Raw genomic sequence first — 18,152 nt, 5'->3', positions numbered from 1 at the left:
CGGACTGATCCACCGTGGGGCAGAATCACCACGTGAGCACCGATTCCCGCGCCCGGCGCGTCGCCGTGGGTCAGGACGCTGAGATCCTCGTCAGCATGACGCAGCCGGTCGCGGTGATCCGGGCGGCCGGCGAGGATGACCGGGTCGTCTCCTGGCCGGATCTGGAGGTCGGCGACGTCGCGGTCGGTGTGACCGTGTACGCCGCTCCGGACGGTGCGTGGGTCGTGTACGCGCCCAGCGAGAACGATGAGGGCGATCTGCACCGGCCGATCACCGCCGTCCACGTTCGCTGGGCCGGCGCGGTCGCCCAGACACACGCGGACGCCAGCAGGTACGCCGTCGGAGCGACCCGCCACGGGCTCTGGCTGCGCGAGCGCCACGACCCGGATCCCGACGACCGAGCAGCGTGGTCGACGGACACGGAGCTCATCGTGATCGCCGGCGGGACGCGCACGACGCACACGATCGATCGACGCGTCCTCATCGTCGAGGACGCTGGCGACGCGCCGCGCATGGTCTTCTCGCCCGACGCGCCCGATGTGCGCGCGGAGCACGGCGGGACCTCCTCCCACTACCGGTACGCGACCGCTCTGCTGCCCACCGGTCCGCTCCCGGAACGACTCTTACCGATGAGCGATGCGGTACCGCTGTCCGAAGAGGAGTTCCTCGCCGTCCTCGACCGGTTCCGACCCGATGAGGTCGTCGACACCACGCCGGACGTGCCCTGGCAGCGCATCCATCTGCCGATGGAGCGACGGGATGCCGCGATCACCGCGCTCGTCGACGAGTTCGGCGACCTCGCCCAGTACTGGCGGGGACCGGATGGGGAACGTCAAGCGCTGACTCCGGGGCTGAGCGAGCCCCGCATCGACATCGTGGGCGAATGGCCCGACACCCGTGTCGAGGTGACGTTCCGGCATCCGCTTCTTCCCGGTGGCCTCCTGCGGCGCGCGCTCCGCGTCTTCGACGACGCGGGTCGCATCACCCCTCATCCGTATGCGTCGATCCACCTCATGGAGGATCTCGACACCCACGCCCCGCTGCCGCCGGCGAACCCGGGCGAGGTCCGCGCCTTCTGACGGGCGTCAGGGCACACCGGAGCGCGGGGCGGGCCTCGGGAATGCTTCTATGCTGACGGATACGACTGACACCGACCGGCGGGGGACCATGAAGGTGCGAACAGACGCGATCGAGGCGTGGGAGCAGCACGTCGCCCTGTTCGCGATCGTGAAGCTGGACTCGAGCGGCTTCGTGCGGGGATGGAACGTCGGGGCCGAGGACCTGAAGGGCTACTCCGCCGACGAGATCATCGGACAGCACTTCTCGCTGTTCTACCGCGCCGTCGACCGCGAGAACCGGCTCCCCGACACGCTGCTCGACAGGGCGCATTCGGATGGGAGCGTCGAGGATCACGGGTGGCGGGTGCGCAAGGACGGCTCGCAGTTCTGGGCTCACGTGACGATCACCGCGATCCACGACGACACGGGCGTCGGCGGGTTCGTGAAGATCGTGCGCGACATTACAGCGGAGAAGCAGGCCCAGGACGAGCAGGTGTCCCTGCAGCGCACCTTCGCCCACGACCTCATCTCCCCTGTCACTGCCCTCCGTGGCTACCTCGACCTACTCGAGGACGAGATCGGTACGGACAACCGCTACCTGCGGCTCGCCCTCGAGACCAGTGAGCACCTTGCGGCGATGGCGGGCGCTTTGATGGCAGATGCCGTAAGCGGCATGCGCGACGACGAGCGCACGTTCGACGTGTCGCTCGTCGTGCGCGGATCGGCGACCGTCGTCCTCCGCCCCGGCGCGGAGGAGCGCATTCACTTCGACCGACTGGACACGGCGACAGTGCGCGGCGACGTCCTCGCTCTGCGCCGCGCGTTCGCGAACGTCCTCGAGAACGCGGCCCGCTACTCCGATGAGGACATCCACGTCGAGGTCGTTCGCGGCGACGACACAGTCTCCGTGACGGTGCGGGATGCGGGCCGCGGCATCCACCCGGATGACATCGACACCATCGCGGCGCCCGGCGAACGCGGACGTCTCGCTGAGCCCGAGGACGGCGGCACCGGGCTCGGGCTCGCCAGCGTCGTGGCCGCCGTCGCCGAGCACCACGGCGCACTCGAGATCGACAGCGCCATAGGCGTCGGGACGACCATCACCATCACGCTTCCGCTGGCAGGCTAGGGCCCCTCCTCATCCTCCGCCCCACAGTCCGGGGCGAGCCGGAACCGGGCTGAACTCGTCGTCTCGTAGGGCCGTCCGTCGATCGAATACCGCGCGGTGTATCCCTCGGAGCCATGGGTGTCGCCCCCACCGACGGCCTCGACGACGAACAGCACGGTCACCTCCTCTCCGGGCGAGATTGCGGTCCCGGGGACGGCGACTCGCCGATCCCAGAATTCCGCCGCCGGCGGGAAGGCGTCCGCACCCAGGCTGACCTGGTTCTGAATCGGCACGAGGTAGACCTCGCGCAACGCGAGCCCCTCGGCGCCCTCCAGCTCGATGGACTCCATGACGACCGTGCCGGCTGCGGATGCCCGCGCCACGTCACCGAACGTCACCGGCTCATCGATTTCGGAGCTGCAGGACTCGTATCCCCCGCCCAGCGAAAGCGGCGGCCCACCCGCGCAGGCCGACAGACCGAGGACGAGTAGGAGCAGCGCAGGAACGACGAGGCGACGGTGCGTCATGCGCCCACCCTGGCACAGGGTCAGCCGATGCGGGTGCGAAGGACCTCGGCATCCGTCTCACCGTCGACGAGGACGGCGCGCGCGAGGTCACGGGCATCCTCGACGTTCCACAGCAGCACGCCGACGGGCGCGCCGGACTCATCGCGGTAGTAGACGACGGTGCGATCCTCGTCGAGGTCCACGACGAGCGGATTCTTCTCGGGATCGAGCGAACCGACCGCCTCCCATCGCACGCCGAAGACAGCCGAGTAGAAGTACGGCGTGTGGGTGTACGGCAGCCGCTCCCCCGCCATCGACCGGCCGACGGCCGCGCCCTGCTCGTTCGCGTTGTCGACGTGCTCGACGCGCGTGCGTCCGAGGATCGGGTCGGGGTAGGACGCGATGTCGCCCGCTGCCCAGATCGCGTCGTCGCTCGTGACGAGGTGCTCGTCGACGACGACACCCTCGTCGACCTCCAGCCCCGCCTGTTCGGCGAGGTCGGTCACAGGGTCGACGCCGAGTCCGAGCACGACGATGTCGGCGGGGCGCTCCTCGCCGCCCTCGAGGGCGACGTGCAGGCGGTTGCCGGCAGTACGGACCTCCTCCACGCGGGCACCCGGAACCAACTCGACGCCGGCGTCACGGAAGAGCTGCTCGTAGCGCGTCGCGAGCTCGGGCGGGAACGTACCGTCGCCGAGGACGTCGGACGGGAACACGAGCTCGGTCTCGACACCGTTCTGCACGAGCGCCGCGGCGATCTCGGCGCCGATGTAGCCCCCGCCGATGACGACCGCGCGACCGCCGTCGGCAGCGAGGTCCCGGAGGCGCCGATAGTCGTCTGCCGAGCGGAAGAACAGGATGCGGTCGTCCTCGGGCACGGGGATCTCGCGCGGCCGGGAGCCGGTCGCGAGCAGCAGCCGGCGGTAGCCGAGGTCGTTGCCCTCGCCGATCGAAACCGTCCTCGCCTCGCGGTCGATACCCGTCACGAAGGTCTCGAGCCGGATCTCCGCGCCCGTCTCCTCGGTACCCAGCGGAACCTGATCCCACGTGAAGTCCGGGTCGGTCCACAGCTTCTTCGACAGCGCCGGACGCGTGTACGGCGGGTCGACGTCTGCGCTGAGGATGCCGATCGTGCCGTCCGGATCCAATTCCCGGATGCCGCGGGCCGCCGCATCCGCCACCATTCCGCCACCGACGATCAGATAGTCGTACGTCCGCATCACACGCTCCGTTCGCATCGTTTCGGCCACGCTATGTCGGGGTGCCGCGACGTGGCTCGGGGTTGCGGGATGCGGCCGAGGCGGTTAGGTCGTGAGGATGAGGGGATGCACACCGACGTGATCTTCATCGGCGGGCGCTCCGGGGTGGGGAAATCGTCCGTCGCGGCCGAGGCCTCTCACCTGCTCGGGCTCGCTGACGTTCAGCACGCCGTGATCGAGGGCGACAACCTGGACCAGGCGCATCCGCCGCCGTGGCGCAGCGGCATCCCGCTCGCGGAGCGGAACCTCGCCGCGATGTGGGCCAACTATCGCGAGGCCGGGTACTCGCGACTCATCTTCACCAACACGGTCAGCGGAGCGCCTTGCGAAGCGCGAGATCGGGACGGCGCTCGAGGAGCACGTGACCCGAAGCGTCGCGGCCGCTCGGCGCTTGGACGAGGGGGCTCCGGATGCCGTACGGGTCGCGACGGACTGGCGAGCGGTGGCCGAGATCGCGCGTGAGGTGCTGGAGCGAGCGGGGTGGATCTAGGGACCGCCTGCGGGTGAGAGGTTTCTCATTCTTGACCTGGTCGCAGGGCGTGATTCCCGCCGTTCTCGGGGTTTGGATGTCGGAGGTTGGTGCGATAGTGCAGGTATGACGGATGCAGCGGAAACCCCCGGTGGCGAGGCGTATCTCGCCGCCATCGCGGGGATCGTTGCGGACGTCGAGGACGTGGAGCGGCGGATGGCCGCGGTGCAGATCGCGCAGCTCCGTACGCTGGCCGCGGCGGGCCGGTTGGCGGAGGAACAGGGCGCGCCCCCGAACGCGAAAGTCACCCTGCACGACATGGTGCTCCGGTCGATTTCGGCCGAGGTCGCCGGGGTGATGCGGACGACCGATCGGACGGTGCAGCGTCGGATCGGCGAAGCGCGGCTGACGATCGAAGGATTCCCCGCGGCGGTCGCTGCGTGGGAGGCGGGGCGGATCGTGCAGGCGCACGTGAGGGCGATCGTCGACGCTGGGGTGAACCTGCCGGCTGAGTTGTGGGCGGAGTTCGAGAAGGTCGCGATCGAGCGGTGCGACGGTGAGACGCCGAATCGGGTGCGAGGTGAGCTCGAGATCCTCGCACACCGGATGCACCCCCGGACCTTCGCGGAACGACACGAGGAAGCTGCCGCGGGGCGGTGCGTCCGGTTGATCCCCGGGCGGGACGGGATGTCGGACCTGATCGCGACCCTCCCAACAGTGATCGCCGAGGGAATCCAGGACCGGCTCACCCAGCAGGCTCGGGCGATCATCGACACCCGGGACGAACGCAGCACGGGCGAGAACGCCGACGCCGTCGCGACCGATGCGCGCTCGACCGATCAAGTGCGGGCTGATGTGTTCGCCGACCTGCTCCTCGCGGGAACCCCGGCGTTGGATGACACGCGCGACACGACGGCCGGGCCGCTGGGCGCGATCCGTGCGCGGGTTCAGGTGCTGGTTCCCGCGGCGACACTCACCGGCGCCGACGACGGTCCGTGCGACCTGACCGGCCGCTCCCCCATCGATCCCGCCACCGCCCGGATCCTCGCCGGCGACACCGGGGTCTGGGAGCGCCTGTTCCACGACCCCACCACCGGGGTGACCGTGTCGACGGATTCGTACCGCGTGCCCTCCGGGATGCGACGATTCCTGCAAGCCCGCGACCAGCACTGCCGATTCCCTGGATGCCGCGTCGCCGCCATCCGGTGTGAGGTCGACCACACGCACGATCATGCGCTCGGCGGGCGGACGGAACTGTCCAACCTCGCCCACCTGTGCCAACGGCATCATTCGATGAAGCAGTTCACCGCCTGGAAAGTGCGACAACTGAAGGGTGGAGTCCTGGAATGGACCTCACCCCTCGGCAGGACCTACAGAGAAGACGCACCCACCCCGGCCGTCGCCTTCACACCTGCCACCACACACCCCGGAGACCCGGCACCGTTCTGAACCGCTCGTCCGCGCCCGGATCGCATCCGCGGACAGGTGACCAGGTCGCGCGCTCACGCGCTCTACTCTGCGCGCCAGCCCTTTTCCTTTTCGATGTACTCGTTGTCGGCGAAGTCCGCGAAGTCGGTCTCGTCGGTCACCCGCCGCACCTCCAGCTTGCTGCCCGGCGTCAGCGGTGCGCGCTTCGCCCACTCGAGCGCCTCTTCGGCGGTCGCCGTCTGGACGATCCAGAACCCGTTGAACAGCTCGTGAACCTCGCCGTAGGGTCCGTCGCTGACCACCGGCGTCTCGCCGTCGAAATCCACGACGTACCCGGGCTCGGGCGCGAGACCGTCGCCACCCACCAGCACACCGGCGGTGATCATCGACTCGTTGTACGCGCCCATGGCGTTGATCACCGCCTCGACATCGGTCTCAACGAAGGCCTCGGCCGAGGCCGGGGTGCTCCGCATGATCAGCATGTGCTTCATGGTCATCTCCTGAGTTCCGGGGGACGTTTCCCGTCCCTCCCACTATCGCGCCGAACGGGCGCGACGGGAATCGACGTCGATGCAGAAGAACTCAGGCGGGTTCCGCCAGGACCGACGGACGCGGCTCGATGACGGCGGCCACGATCGCCTCGATCGCGAACTCCGACGCCCTCCCGAGGTCGACGGCCGTCGGATCGAGGAGCCACTGCACCTGCAGCCCGTCCATCACGGCGAGGATCGCCGCCGAGCCGTGCGCGATCGACCCGGGGTCGGTGATCCCGCGCTCCTGACAGACGCGCTCGAAAGCCTCGCGCAGGTCCTTCCGGAGCACGGTGTACCGGTGCTCGAAGTACGCCCGCCCGGGGTGATCGTCGGTGACCGACTCCGCCGACAGAACGGCGTAGGCCTGCACGATCCCGGCGCGCTGCATGTTCATGATCGCGGTGCGCACCAGGTGGCGGAACAGCTCCATCCCGCCCGGGATGCGCCCCCCGTCAAGATCGACGACGTCCGTCTGATCACGATGCTCGAGGACGTCCAGCAGCAGCTGATCCTTCGACCCGAAGTGATGGAGGATGCCGGCATGCGTCATCCCGACCTGCTCGGCGATGTCCTGCAGGGTGCCGTTCGCGAAGCCCTTCGATCCGAAGATCTCCTGCGCCGCGTCGAGGATCTCTCGGCGTCGGACGAGAGTCGCCGGGCGCGACTTCGTCTGGTGTCGACTGTCGACCATGATCTGCCTTCTTCCCCGGATGCGGATCAGATCTTACGCAGGTCGCGCGGCCCGCATCATCGGAGGGTTGTGAACTTACTTACTTGATTGTAAGTTTTCCATGCAATCACACTCAGCGCCGAGTGGCACTCCTTCGGAGGTCTTTTCGCGGCGCCGGGACCACAGATGAAGGAGAAGCAATGAGGCTGAAGACCTCCCTCGCCGCCGCCGGTCTCACCGCGGCACTCATCCTCACCGGCTGCGCCGCCGGCGGAGGAAACAACGACTCCGGGAGCCAGGGCTCCGGGGCCGCCCTGACGATCGCGAAGCCCGACGGCGCGATCACCACCGAATCCCACAACCCGTACCTGGGCGACTCGGCCGGCTCGCGCTACGGCTACTCGAAGGTGATCTTCGAGCCCCTAGCGCTCGTCAACCCGACGGGCGACCTCGGCACCACCCCGTGGCTCGCCGAGAAGGTGGAATGGAACGACGACTACACGCAGCTCACCGTCACGCCTCGCAGCGGCGTGAAGTGGAGCGACGGTGAGGACTTCACCGCCGACGACGTCGTCTTCACCTTCAACCAGTACCTCACCGGCAAGCTGACCGACACCGGCGCCCTCGGCGTCACCGACGTCACCGCCGACGGCGACACAGTCGTCCTGACCTTCTCGAGCTCGAAGTTCACCTCGCAGGGCCGCGTCCTGCACACCCCGATCGTCCCGGAGCACATCTGGAAGGACATCGAGGACCCGAACACCGACCCCCTCACCGACGAGGGCAAGCTCGTCGGCACCGGCCCGTACGTCATGTCGAACTGGTCGACCGAGTCCGTCTCCCTCAAGGCGAACCCCGACTACTGGGGTGGCGACCTCGCCGTCCCGCAGCTGAACTACGTCTCGTACGGCGACAACGCCGCGCTCACGACGGCCCTCGCGACAGGCGATGCGGACTGGGCCCAGGCCTTCATCCCGCAGGTTCAGCAGAGCTACCTCGACGCCGATCCCGACAACGTGTTCCTGGTCTCGCCCACCCCGGGCGCGGGCACGCTGTTCATGAACCTGCAGAAGAAGCCCTTCAACGACCCCGCACTGCGCGAAGCGCTCGCGTGGACGATCGACCGCGAGGCCTACGTCGACATCGCCCGCGAAGGCGCGAGTGAGGCGATCTGGAACAAGACCGGTCTCAGCTCCGTGCTCGAGAACGAGATCATCGACGAGTACAAGGACGACAACTACTCCGTCGACGTCGACAAGGCCAAGGAGATCCTCACCGACGCCGGTTACACCTGGAACAGCGGAAAGCTGACCGACCCCGACGGTGAGGCCGTCGAGTTCTCGGTGTCGGTCCCCGCCGGCTGGAGCGACTGGAACACCGAGCAGCAGCTCATCTCCGAAGAGCTCGACAAGGCCCTGGGCATCAAGGTGAACGTCGACCAGCCCGACTTCGGCGGCTGGGACGCGGGCAAGCAGGAAGGCAACTTCGACGCGATCATCCACTGGCTCGAGGACACCGGCAACGCGTACGGCCTGTACACGTCGACGATGGACCCGAAGTGGGTGGTCGACGGCAAGGCATCCTTCAACTTCGGCCGTTTCGACGACCCGAAGGTCACCGAGGCGCTGAACACGTACGCCAATGCGGCATCCGACGACGAGCGGACCGAGGCCGGCGCCGTCCTGCAGAAGGCGTTCGTCGAGAACGTCCCCGCCATCCCGCTGGGTGCGCACCCGCTGCTCGGCGAGTTCAACACGCGCAACTACGTCGGCTGGCCGTCGGAGGACGACCAGTACGCCGCGGGTGACCCGACGCAGCCCGGTGTCGTTCAGATCCTGACGAAGCTGAAGCCGAAAGAGTAATCCGACCGACGGTGGGACGGATGCCGCATGGCCCGCGGCATCCGTCCCACCACCCCTGCTCACCTCCACGAAAGCGAGCACGCACTGATGCGCGATTCGTTACTGTCCGTCGACGACTTCTCCGTCGTCTACGACGTCGACCCGCCGGTCGAAGCCGTCACCCACGTCAGCCTCGAACTGCGCCGCGGCGAGATCCTCGGCCTCGCCGGCGAGAGCGGCTGCGGAAAGACCACCCTCGCCTACGGTGTGCAGCGCCTGCTCAAGGCGCCCGCCGTCATCTCGAGCGGATCCGTCACCTTCCGCGACGTCTCCGGCGAAGACATCGACGTCAACTCACTCGATCCGGAAGAGATGCGCCGCTTCCGCTGGGACAAGATCTCGATGGTCTTCCAGGGCGCGATGAACGCCCTCAACCCCGTCGCCACGATCGGCTCGCAGCTCGCCGACGTCTTCGAGGTGCACCGCCCCGACATGAACCGGGCCGCACGACGCGACGCGGTCAACGAACTGCTCGAGATCGTCAAGGTCGGCGCCGCCCGCAGCCGGTCGTACCCGCACGAACTCTCCGGCGGCATGCGCCAGCGCGTCATGATCGCCATGGCGCTCGCCCTCCGACCGCAGCTGATGATCATGGACGAGCCCACCACGGCGCTCGACGTTCTCGTCCAGCGCGAGATCCTCAAGCAGATCTCGCAGTTGCGACACGAGTTCGGCTTCTCCGTCATCTTCATCACCCACGACCTGCCGCTGCTGCTGGAGATCAGCGACCGCATCGCCATCATGCGCAAGGGCGAGATCGTCGAGATCGACACCGCCGAGCGCATCTGGACCGCCCCGCAGCACGAGTACACGCGCACGCTGTTGTCCTCGTTCCCGCGACTGACCGGTGAAAGGGGGGTCGTCGTCCGATGACCACACTCGAGTTCGACAGCGTCACGAAGGTGTACCACGTCCGGGGAGCCGGCCAGATGAAGGCCCTCGACGACGTCTCGTTCACCCTCTCGTCCGGCCAGACGATCGGCCTCGTCGGCCAGTCCGGCAGCGGCAAGTCCACGATCGCCAAGATCCTCACCCAGCTCGAGACGCCCACGAGCGGCGAGATCCGCCTCGACGGGAAGCCCATCCCCCGCCGCGGCAAGGGTCTGCGCGACTACCGGCAGCAGCTGCGGATGGTGTTCCAGGACCCGTTCGCGTCCCTGAACCCTTACCACTCGATCCGCCACCACATCGAGCGACCCCTGCGCCTGGACGACGTCGTCCCGAAGAGGGAGGTCGAAGACGAGGTGCGCCGCCTCCTCGACCGTGTACGCCTCGAGCCCGACTCCGTCATCGATCGACGTCCTCACGAGCTCTCGGGCGGGCAGCGGCAACGCGTCGCGATCGCCCGGGCCCTGGCATCCCGCCCTCGCCTGCTCGTGGCCGACGAACCGGTGTCGATGCTCGACGTGTCGATCCGCATGGGCGTCCTCAACCTCCTCGCCGACCTGCAGCGCGAGGAGGGACTCGGGGTGCTCTACATCACCCACGACCTCGCGACCGCGCGCCACTTCAGCGACGAGATCCTCGTGCTCAACCAGGGCAAGGTCGTCGAGAGCGGCACCGCCGACGACGTGATCCTGCGTCCCCAGAACCCGTACACGCAGGAGCTCCGCGCTGCGTCCCCCGACCCCGAGAGCCACTTCGCGTCGGCTCCGGGACTCTCCGGAGGTACCCGATGACCGCCGTCGAACCCCAGCTCCCCGTCGAGACGCCCGACGCGCTCGAGGTCGGCACGACCGCGACCACGACCGTCAAGGGACGCTCCCGCATCCCGTGGCGCTTCCTCGGCAGTCGCGCCCTGTTCTACCTCTTCACGTTGTGGGCCGCGATCACGATCAACTTCTTCCTGCCCCGCCTCATGAAGGGCGACGCGGTCGACCAGTACCTGGCCCGCAACCGCAACGTGACGCCCGAGGCGGCCGACGCGCTCCGCGCCCTGCTCGGCATCGACACCGACAAGTCGATGTGGCAGCAGTACATCGACTACTGGGGCCTCATGCTCCGCGGCGACCTCGGCGTCTCGCTCCTGCACGGTCTCCGTCCCGTCGGCGAGGTCATCAGCCAGGCCCTGCCGTGGACGGTGGGACTCGTCGGCTTCGCCACGATCATCTCGTTCCTCGTCGGCACGATCGGCGGCGCCGTCATCGGGTGGCGCCGCGGCAGCCGCTCCGAGATCATGATCCCGATCACGACCTTCCTCAGCACCATCCCGTACTTCTGGCTGGGGCTGCTCGCCATCGCCCTCTTCTCGGTCAACCTCAAGTGGTTCCCGATCGGCAAGGCGTACGGCGTCGGCTACTCGCCCGAGTTCACTCCGGAGTTCATCGGGCAGGTGATCCACCACGGGACACTTCCCGCGGTGACCATCATCATCGCCTCCCTCGGTGGCTGGATGCTCGGCATGCGCAACATGATGCTCACCGTCCTCGACGAGGACTACATCACGGTCGCGCAGGCCAAGGGCATGCCGAACTCCCGCGTGCTGTGGCGCTACGCCGCCCGCAACGCGGTCCTCCCCCAGATCCAGAGCTTCGCCCTGTCGATCGGCTTCATCGTCGGCGGAACGATCGTCATGGAGATGGTCTTCAGTTACCCCGGCGTTGGAAAGCTGCTGCTGGATGCCACCAACGGCAAGGACTACGCACTCATGCAGGGCGTCTTCCTGGTCATCACGCTGTCGGTGCTGGTGGCGAACATCCTCGCCGACATCGCCTACGCGTTCCTCGACCCGCGCACCCGCCAGACGGAGGCCTGACCATGACCACCACCGCCACCATCCGCATGGCCCGCACCGAGGACCCGACGCCGAACACGTTCTGGGCGCGGCTCGGATCGGCGTTCGCGATGTTCCGCAACGCCAAGTCGATCACGGGACTCGTGATCCTCGGCTTCTTCGTCCTCGTCGCGATCTTCGCGGACGTGCTCGCACCGTTCTCGCCGACGCAGGTCGACAACACCGCGCGCTTCCAGCCGCCCTCCCCCGAGCACTGGCTCGGGACCACCCACATCGGCGAGGACGTCCTCAGCCAGGTCATCCACGGCACCCGCGGAGTCATCGTCGTCGGCTTCCTCGCCGCCATCCTCGCGACGGTCATCGCGATCGTCGTGGGCGTCGTCTCGGGGTACGTCCGGGGGTGGAAGAGCGAGGGCCTCTCGGCGCTGACGAACGTCTTCCTCGTCATCCCGGGGCTGCCGCTCATCATCATCGTCGCGTCGATGTTCGAGGAGCCGCCGCTCGTCCTCATCGCCGCCGTCCTCGGCATCACCGGCTGGGCCTGGGGCGCGCGCGTCCTGCGCGCGCAGACGATGTCGCTCCGCAACCGCGACTTCGTCCAGGCCGCGCGCGCCAACGGCGAGCCGCTGCGGCGCATCATCACCGTCGAGATGCTGCCGAACCTCATGGCGCTCATCGCCGCGAGCTTCGTCGGCACCGTGACGGCCGCGATCCTCGGCCTCACGACCCTGTCGTACATCGGCGTCATCCCGGTGAACACCTACAACTGGGGCACCATCCTCAACTGGGCGAGCGCGCAGGGCGCGTTCCGCCAGAACCAGTGGTGGTGGTATCTGCCCCCGGGCCTCTGCATCGCCGCCATCGGCGTGGCGCTGTCGCTCATCAACTTCGGCATCGACGAGTACGTGAACCCGCGCCTGCGCTCGGCCGGCGAGCGGGCCCGCGCGATGAAGAAGAAGGGCCTGAACGTCAACGACGCCGTCACCGCCGTCCGCGCCGTGGAGGTCCCCACAAGCCGCCGGGAGGCCCGCGAATGACGACCGTCGACACTGCTTCCGCCGCGTACCTGGATGCCTCCCTGCCGGTCGAGGAGCGCGTCGCCGACCTTCTCGAGCGCATGACGCTGCCCGAGAAGGTCGGGCAGATGATGCAGTTCGACGCCCGCGAGGAGCTCGAGCACATCGTGCTCGCGCGTCACGCCGGCTCGATCCTGCACACGTCCCCCGAGAAGGTGCTCCGCGCCGCGGAGCTGACCTCGCAGACGCGCCTGCGGATCCCGCTTCTCGTCGCCGAGGACTGCATCCACGGCCACTCGTTCTGGGAGGGCGCGACGATCTTCCCGACGCAGCTCGGGATGGCCGCGTCGTGGGATGCGGACCTCATCGAGGGCGTCGCGAAGGCGACGGCCGCCGAAGTGGCGGCCACCGGCATCCACTGGACGTTCTCCCCCGTCCTCTGCATCGCGCGCGACCTCCGCTGGGGGCGCATCGGCGAGACGTTCGGTGAGGACCCGTTCCTCATCGGCGAGCTCGCCTCGGCGATGGTGCGCGGCTACCAGGGCGACGGCCTCGACGACCCCGACGCGATCCTCGCGACCGCGAAGCACTTCGCCGGATACTCCGAGACGCAGGGTGGCCGCGATGCGAGCGAGGCCGACATCTCGCGGCGAAAGCTCCGCTCCTGGTTCCTGCCGCCGTTCGAGCGCGTCGCGCGGGAGGGATGCCGCACCTTCATGCTCGGCTACCAGACCACCGACGGGGTGCCGATCACGGTCAACGACTGGCTCCTCAGCGACGTGCTGCGGGGCGAGTGGGGATACACCGGCACGCTGATCACCGACTGGGACAACGTCGGCCGCATGGTGTGGGAGCAGAAGGTGCAGCCCGACTACGCCAGCGCCGCGGCCGCCGCCGTGAAGGCCGGCAACGACATGGTCATGACGACGCCCGGGTTCTTCGCCGGCGCCCTCGAGGCCGTCGAGCGCGGGATGCTGGCCGAGGCCGACATCGACCAGGCGGTCTCGCGCATCCTGTCGCTCAAATTCCGCTTCGGGCTGTTCGAGAACCCGCGCCTGCCCGACCGGGAGCGCATCGCCACGGTCATCGCGCAGGGTGCCCACGCCGACCTCAATCTCGAGGTCGCGCGGCGCTCCCTGGTCCTGCTCCGCAACGACGGCACGCTCCCGCTGGCTTCCACCACACGCCGGATCGCCGTCGTCGGCCCGCTCGCCGACGACGCGCAGACGCAGCTCGGCGACTGGGCGGGCTCATCCGGGCAGGTCGATTGGATGCCGGACGGCCACCCCCGCGCCCAGATCACGACGGTCCTCGACGGGCTCCGCGAGCTCAGCGGCGGCACCGTCGAGCACGCCCGGGGCGCCGGCATCCTGAACCTCACCGACGATCCCGCAGGTGTCTTCCCGGACGGGCAGCCCCGGCCCCCGATCGTCGCACCGCAGGAGCCCGACGCCGCCGAGATCGCCGAGGCCGTTGCGCTCGCGGAACGCTCCGATGTCGTCGTCGCGGTCGTCGGCGACCGCATCGAGCTCGTCGGCGAGGGCCGGTCCACCGCGACGCTCGACCTCATCGGCGGGCAACGCGCCCTGCTCGACGCCCTGGCCGCGACGGGCACGCCGCTCGTCGTCGTGCTGATGGCGTCGAAGCCGCTGATCCTGCCGGAGTCGGTGCGCGAGGCATCCGTTGTCTGGGTCGCGAACCCCGGCATGCAGGGCGGGCGCGCGATCGCGGAGCTCCTGCTCGGCGAGATCGAACCCGCTGGACGCCTGCCGATCTCGTTCGCACGGCACGCCGGCCAGCAGCCGACGTACTACAACCAAATCCGCGGCCAGCACGGCGACCGCTACGCCGACCTGACGCAGCAGCCGGCGTTCGCGTTCGGCGACGGCCTGTCGTACACGACCGTCGAGTACGGCGACGCGGAGGTCCTGACGCCCGTCGTCTCGGCCGGCCAGACCGTCCGCGCGCGGGTCACGCTGCGCAACACCGGCGAGCGCCCCGCGCACGAGATCGTCCAGGTGTACGTCCGCGACACGGTGACCTCGGTGAGCTGGGCCGACAAGGAACTGAAGACCTACCGGCACGTCGACCTCGCCGCGGGCGCGAGCGCCACGGTCGAGATCGACCTGCCGGCGTCGGACTGCACGATCGTGGATGCGGTCGGTCGCCGCATCGTGGAACCCGGGGAGTTCGAACTCCTCATCGGGCCGTCGTCCCGCGACGAGGTGCTGCGGGCGGTCTCGTTCGAGATCCGCTGACGCGACGGAACAGCGAGGGGCGGGTGTCGTGGTGTCACCCGCCCCTCGCTTCGCGTCAGCGACCTACTTGAGGCCGGTCATCGTGATGCCCTGCACGAAGTAGCGCTGCAGGAACAGGAACAGCACCAGAATCGGCGTGACCACGAGCACCGAGCCCGCCATCAGGAGGCCGTAGTACGTGCCGTTCGAACCGACCGAGTAGAGCGACAGGGCGACGGGCAGCGTGTACATCTGCTCGGTCTGAGCGATCACGAGCGGCCAGAGGAAGTTGTTCCACGAGCCGAGGAAGGTGAGGATCGCGAGCGTTGCGATGGGCGGCCCGCACTGCGGCAGCACAACCCGCAGGAAGATGCGCCACTCCCCCGCCCCGTCGATCCGCGCCGCCTCGATGAGGGCATCGGGGACGCCCATGATGAACTGCCGCATGAGGAACACCCCGAGAGGTCCCGCCAGGAACGGCAGGATCAGCGCCGGATACGTGTTGACGAGTCCCATGTTCGCCACGAGGACGAACATCGGCACGAGCGTGACGACACCCGGCACCATCAAGGTCAGGAGCACGAGCGCGAACAGCACCTTCTTACCCGGGAACTCCAGCTTCGCGAGCGCGTACGCCACCATCGAGCAGAACACGATGTTGCCGACGACCACGACGAGCGCGACGACCACCGAGTTCAGGAAGAACTGCCCGTAATCCAGCTGCGTCAGCCAGCGGGAGTAGTTGTCGAGCGTCGCCTGCTCGGGCCACCACGTGATGGGACGCTGCAGCAGCTCGCCCTGGGTCTTGAAGCTCCCCAGGAGCATCCACATGAAGGGGGCCAGCGTGATGATGAACCCGATCGTGAGCGCGAGGTAGGTGAGACTCCGCGACCACCCGGGCGAGCGCCGGCGCCGGCGAGGCGCAGCATCCGTCGACACCGCAGCCTTCTCGGGCTCGGTCACCGTCGTGAGTGCCATGTCAGTTGTCCTTCGATCGCAGCAGCCGGAACTGCACCGCCGACAGGGCCGCGATGAATGCGAACAACACATAGGCCGCCGCCGACGCAAGCGAATAGTCGCCGTACCCGAACTGGTTGTAGACGTAGTAGCTGATGGTGAGGGTCGAGTTGAGCGGCCCGCCCTGCGTCATGACGAACGGTTCCTCGAACACCTGCAGGAACCCCACCGACAGCAGCACGGCACCGAGCAACAGCGTCGGGCGCATCAGCGGGAGGGTCATGCTCGTGAACCGGCGCCACGCGCTCGCACCATCGACCTCGGCCGCTTCGTAGACGTCCCGCGGGATCGCCTGGAGACCCGCGAGGAAGATGATCATGAGGGTGCCCATGTTGCGCCAGGCGCCCATGAGGATGATCGAGGGCATCGCCCAGAACGAGTCGTTCAGCCAATCCGGTCCGTTGATGCCGACCCACGAGAGAACCGTGTTCAGCAGTCCCGAGTCCTGCAGGATGAACTTCCACACGACGGCGACCGCGACGATCGACGTCACGACGGGCGTGTAGAAGCCGACGCGGAAGACGCTGCGGAACTTCTCGATTCCCGAGTTCAACGCGACGGCGAGCAGCAGGCCGAGGGCCATCGTGAGCGGGATGCCGACGCCGACGAAGTAGAACGTGTTGACGATCGACTTCACGAAGAGCTCGTCCTGGAACAGCGCGACGAAGTTGTCGAACCCGATCACGTTGACCGAGAACGGCGAACGGAGGTCCCGCACGCCGAGATCGGTGAACGACATCGCGAACGAGCCCAGCAGCGGGCCCAGCATGAAGACCGCGAAGATGACGAGGAACGGAAGCGCGAACAGCCACGCCACCAGCGCGGTTCGGCGCCGCTGGGCGGCAAAGCCTCCGCGCCGCCCAGCCGCACTCGTGGAGACGAGCGCCACGACGCTTACCAGCCCGTGCCGAGGGATTCGGCTTTGGCGACGATGGCGGATGCCGATTCCGCCGCGCTGCTGCCGTTGGCGACCTTTTCCGCCTCGGTCTCGATGAACGCCGACATCTCGTTCCAGCTGGGTACCGACGGCGGTGCGACGGTGTTCTCGAGCTGCTCGTTGAGGACGGACAGCCGCGGGTCCGACGTGAAGGGCTCGGAGTCGAGCGCAGAGCTCACCGCCGGCAGGGCGTTCACCGTCTCGAACCACTTCTGCTGGGTCTCGGGCTCGGACAGCCAGCGGACCAGCTTCCAGGCACCGTCGGCGTTCTTCGCGTCCTCGAAAACGCCGAGGTGCCCCCCACCGAGGTACGAGTCGTTGTTGTCGGTACCCGCCGGGACCGGTGCGGTGCCCACGTTCTCATCGACCCACTCGGCCGACTCCTGGTCGCCGAGCACGCCCACCATCCACGGACCCGAGATGAACGTCGGGTTCGAGCCGTCGGCGAACGCGGCGGTCTGCGCATCGCCGTACCCCGACATCGGCGCGAGCCCGTCGGTGAAGAACGACCCGTAGTACTCGAGCGCGTCGGTCAGCGCCGCCTCATCCCACGCGTACGCGTCGCCTACGTCGTTCAACACCTCGCCACCGGCCTGCGCGTAGAACGGGAGAATCACCTGGGTCGAGTCCTCGGCGTCGCCCATGGGGAGTTGGATTCCGTAATCCGCCCCGTTCGCCTTCATCGCGGCCGCGAACGCCGTCAGGTCATCCCACGTCTTCGGCGCCTCGGCGCCGGCCTTCTCGGCCAGGTCCTCTCGGTAGTACATCACGCGCGTCTCGACGTACCACGGCACGGCGTAGGACGTGCCTTCGACCTCGGTCGACTCGAGAGCGGTCTCGTTGAAGGCGTCCTCATCGACCAGGTCGGCCGGCACCTCGGCGAGACCTCCGGCAGCGACCATCGCCGGCAGCAGCGATGATCCGATCATGATCGCGTCGGGCACCGTACCGGCGGCGACAGCCGTCTGGTACTTGGTCATGACGTCGGTCCACGGAATCGAGGTCACGGTGACCTTCGCGTCGGGGTTGTCCTTCACGAATCCCTCGGCGAAGTCGGCGAGGTTCTCGCCCTCTTCACCCATCGCCCACACCTCGATGGCACCCTTCGCCGGTGATTCGTCGACGGTCGCGGCCTCGCTGCCGCCGCGTTGGCCGGCGTCGTCCGTCCGACCGCACCCGGCGAGGGCGAGCATTCCGACCACACCGATGGCACCGAACGCGAGTGCCCTGTTCCGCATCTTCACGGGATCCTCCTCATCGAGTCTTGACGCCGCGGCAG

General features: G+C 68.2%; 17 protein-coding genes. 10 read left to right on the top strand and 7 right to left on the bottom strand.

Annotated elements, in window-relative coordinates; all coding sequences use genetic code 11:
- Positions 1-32: 32 nt before the first annotated feature.
- Together MRBLMI1x_RS06850 and MRBLMI1x_RS06845 are read left to right on the top strand one after the other, a co-directional pair.
- Positions 33-1,079, top strand: a complete 1,047-nt coding sequence (locus MRBLMI1x_RS06850) for a hypothetical protein (protein WP_363457493.1) — start codon at positions 33-35, stop codon at positions 1,077-1,079.
- An 88-nt stretch (positions 1,080-1,167) separates the two neighbouring features.
- Positions 1,168-2,187, top strand: a complete 1,020-nt coding sequence (locus MRBLMI1x_RS06845) for a PAS domain-containing sensor histidine kinase (RefSeq protein ID WP_363457490.1) — start codon at positions 1,168-1,170, stop codon at positions 2,185-2,187.
- Here MRBLMI1x_RS06845 and MRBLMI1x_RS06840 read toward each other — a convergent pair.
- Together MRBLMI1x_RS06840 and MRBLMI1x_RS06835 are read right to left on the bottom strand one after the other, a co-directional pair.
- A complete protein-coding gene (locus MRBLMI1x_RS06840; protein WP_363457487.1) occupies positions 2,184-2,693 on the bottom strand; it encodes a hypothetical protein in 510 nt (169 codons plus the stop codon). The two genes, MRBLMI1x_RS06845 and MRBLMI1x_RS06840, sit on opposite strands and share 4 nt — an antisense overlap.
- Positions 2,694-2,713: 20 nt before the next feature.
- A complete protein-coding gene (locus MRBLMI1x_RS06835; RefSeq protein WP_363457484.1) occupies positions 2,714-3,892 on the bottom strand; it encodes an NAD(P)/FAD-dependent oxidoreductase in 1,179 nt (392 codons plus the stop codon).
- Between the two features lie 105 nt (positions 3,893-3,997).
- Between MRBLMI1x_RS06835 and MRBLMI1x_RS06830 the strand changes: the two genes are divergently transcribed.
- Both MRBLMI1x_RS06830 and MRBLMI1x_RS06825 read left to right on the top strand, forming a co-directional pair.
- On the top strand, positions 3,998-4,393 hold the full coding sequence (locus tag MRBLMI1x_RS06830; RefSeq protein WP_363457481.1) for a hypothetical protein: 396 nt from the start codon (positions 3,998-4,000) through the stop codon (positions 4,391-4,393).
- 133 nt (positions 4,394-4,526) lie between these two features.
- Positions 4,527-5,849, top strand: a complete 1,323-nt coding sequence (locus tag MRBLMI1x_RS06825; protein WP_363457478.1) for an HNH endonuclease signature motif containing protein — start codon at positions 4,527-4,529, stop codon at positions 5,847-5,849.
- Positions 5,850-5,911: 62 nt separating this feature from the next.
- Here MRBLMI1x_RS06825 and MRBLMI1x_RS06820 read toward each other — a convergent pair whose 3' ends face one another.
- Both MRBLMI1x_RS06820 and MRBLMI1x_RS06815 read right to left on the bottom strand, forming a co-directional pair.
- Complete coding sequence (locus MRBLMI1x_RS06820; protein ID WP_018187083.1) at positions 5,912-6,319, bottom strand: YciI family protein; 408 nt, start codon at positions 6,317-6,319, stop codon at positions 5,912-5,914.
- Between the two features lie 91 nt (positions 6,320-6,410).
- Positions 6,411-7,052 (bottom strand): TetR/AcrR family transcriptional regulator, encoded by a 642-nt coding sequence (locus MRBLMI1x_RS06815; protein ID WP_018187082.1) that lies wholly within the window; start codon positions 7,050-7,052, stop codon positions 6,411-6,413.
- A gap of 179 nt (positions 7,053-7,231) precedes the next feature.
- On the opposite strand from MRBLMI1x_RS06815, the gene MRBLMI1x_RS06810 reads away from it, so the two are divergent.
- The 6 genes from MRBLMI1x_RS06810 to MRBLMI1x_RS06785 all read left to right on the top strand — a co-directional run bounded on the left by MRBLMI1x_RS06810 (position 7,232) and on the right by MRBLMI1x_RS06785 (position 14,940).
- Positions 7,232-8,893 carry an ABC transporter substrate-binding protein gene (locus MRBLMI1x_RS06810; protein ID WP_311859337.1) on the top strand — a complete coding sequence of 554 codons (1,662 nt, stop codon included), beginning with the start codon at positions 7,232-7,234 and terminating at the stop codon, positions 8,891-8,893.
- Positions 8,894-8,980: 87 nt separating this feature from the next.
- Positions 8,981-9,805 (top strand): ABC transporter ATP-binding protein, encoded by an 825-nt coding sequence (locus MRBLMI1x_RS06805; RefSeq protein ID WP_018187080.1) that lies wholly within the window; start codon positions 8,981-8,983, stop codon positions 9,803-9,805.
- Positions 9,802-10,611 carry an ABC transporter ATP-binding protein gene (locus tag MRBLMI1x_RS06800; RefSeq protein ID WP_018187079.1) on the top strand — a complete coding sequence of 270 codons (810 nt, stop codon included), beginning with the start codon at positions 9,802-9,804 and terminating at the stop codon, positions 10,609-10,611. The genes MRBLMI1x_RS06805 and MRBLMI1x_RS06800 overlap by 4 nt, the downstream gene beginning before the upstream one ends.
- On the top strand, positions 10,608-11,687 hold the full coding sequence (locus tag MRBLMI1x_RS06795; RefSeq protein WP_311859335.1) for an ABC transporter permease: 1,080 nt from the start codon (positions 10,608-10,610) through the stop codon (positions 11,685-11,687). The genes MRBLMI1x_RS06800 and MRBLMI1x_RS06795 overlap by 4 nt, the downstream gene beginning before the upstream one ends.
- Before the next feature lie 2 nt (positions 11,688-11,689).
- Entirely contained in the window at positions 11,690-12,703 is a 1,014-nt protein-coding gene (locus MRBLMI1x_RS06790) for an ABC transporter permease (protein WP_018187077.1), read from the top strand.
- On the top strand, positions 12,700-14,940 hold the full coding sequence (locus MRBLMI1x_RS06785) for a glycoside hydrolase family 3 N-terminal domain-containing protein (RefSeq protein WP_363457470.1): 2,241 nt from the start codon (positions 12,700-12,702) through the stop codon (positions 14,938-14,940). Before MRBLMI1x_RS06790 ends, MRBLMI1x_RS06785 begins: the two co-directional genes overlap by 4 nt.
- 63 nt (positions 14,941-15,003) lie before the next feature.
- Here MRBLMI1x_RS06785 and MRBLMI1x_RS06780 read toward each other — a convergent pair whose 3' ends face one another.
- From MRBLMI1x_RS06780 to MRBLMI1x_RS06770, 3 genes are read right to left on the bottom strand one after another with little or no spacing between them, the layout of a single operon-like run.
- Positions 15,004-15,897, bottom strand: a complete 894-nt coding sequence (locus MRBLMI1x_RS06780; RefSeq protein ID WP_363457467.1) for a carbohydrate ABC transporter permease — start codon at positions 15,895-15,897, stop codon at positions 15,004-15,006.
- Between the two features lies 1 nt (position 15,898).
- Positions 15,899-16,825 (bottom strand): carbohydrate ABC transporter permease, encoded by a 927-nt coding sequence (locus MRBLMI1x_RS06775; protein WP_026302884.1) that lies wholly within the window; start codon positions 16,823-16,825, stop codon positions 15,899-15,901.
- Positions 16,826-16,830: 5 nt separating this feature from the next.
- Positions 16,831-18,111 (bottom strand): extracellular solute-binding protein, encoded by a 1,281-nt coding sequence (locus MRBLMI1x_RS06770; RefSeq protein ID WP_363457845.1) that lies wholly within the window; start codon positions 18,109-18,111, stop codon positions 16,831-16,833.
- Positions 18,112-18,152: the final 41 nt, after the last annotated feature.

Source organism: Microbacterium sp. LMI1x-1-1.1 (assembly GCF_040676205.1).
Classification (GTDB): Bacteria; Actinomycetota; Actinomycetes; order Actinomycetales; family Microbacteriaceae; genus Microbacterium; species Microbacterium aquilitoris.
This window is presented reverse-complemented; position numbering and strand designations above follow the sequence as displayed.

Bases quoted from the DNA above. Each gene is read 5' to 3' on its own strand.
- MRBLMI1x_RS06840 (WP_363457487.1), bottom strand. From the start codon at position 2,693: ATGACGCACCGTCGCCTCGTCGTTCCTGCGCTGCTCCTACTCGTCCTC.
- MRBLMI1x_RS06770 (WP_363457845.1), bottom strand. From the start codon at position 18,111: ATGCGGAACAGGGCACTCGCGTTCGGTGCCATCGGTGTGGTCGGAATG.
- MRBLMI1x_RS06805 (WP_018187080.1), top strand. From the start codon at position 8,981: ATGCGCGATTCGTTACTGTCCGTCGACGACTTCTCCGTCGTCTACGAC.
- MRBLMI1x_RS06830 (WP_363457481.1), top strand. From the start codon at position 3,998: ATGCACACCGACGTGATCTTCATCGGCGGGCGCTCCGGGGTGGGGAAA.
- MRBLMI1x_RS06815 (WP_018187082.1), bottom strand. From the start codon at position 7,052: ATGGTCGACAGTCGACACCAGACGAAGTCGCGCCCGGCGACTCTCGTC.
- MRBLMI1x_RS06835 (WP_363457484.1), bottom strand. From the start codon at position 3,892: ATGCGGACGTACGACTATCTGATCGTCGGTGGCGGAATGGTGGCGGAT.
- MRBLMI1x_RS06785 (WP_363457470.1), top strand. From the start codon at position 12,700: ATGACGACCGTCGACACTGCTTCCGCCGCGTACCTGGATGCCTCCCTG.
- MRBLMI1x_RS06795 (WP_311859335.1), top strand. From the start codon at position 10,608: ATGACCGCCGTCGAACCCCAGCTCCCCGTCGAGACGCCCGACGCGCTC.
- MRBLMI1x_RS06845 (WP_363457490.1), top strand. From the start codon at position 1,168: ATGAAGGTGCGAACAGACGCGATCGAGGCGTGGGAGCAGCACGTCGCC.
- MRBLMI1x_RS06825 (WP_363457478.1), top strand. From the start codon at position 4,527: ATGACGGATGCAGCGGAAACCCCCGGTGGCGAGGCGTATCTCGCCGCC.
- MRBLMI1x_RS06810 (WP_311859337.1), top strand. From the start codon at position 7,232: ATGAGGCTGAAGACCTCCCTCGCCGCCGCCGGTCTCACCGCGGCACTC.
- MRBLMI1x_RS06790 (WP_018187077.1), top strand. From the start codon at position 11,690: ATGACCACCACCGCCACCATCCGCATGGCCCGCACCGAGGACCCGACG.
- MRBLMI1x_RS06820 (WP_018187083.1), bottom strand. From the start codon at position 6,319: ATGAAGCACATGCTGATCATGCGGAGCACCCCGGCCTCGGCCGAGGCC.
- MRBLMI1x_RS06800 (WP_018187079.1), top strand. From the start codon at position 9,802: ATGACCACACTCGAGTTCGACAGCGTCACGAAGGTGTACCACGTCCGG.
- MRBLMI1x_RS06780 (WP_363457467.1), bottom strand. From the start codon at position 15,897: ATGGCACTCACGACGGTGACCGAGCCCGAGAAGGCTGCGGTGTCGACG.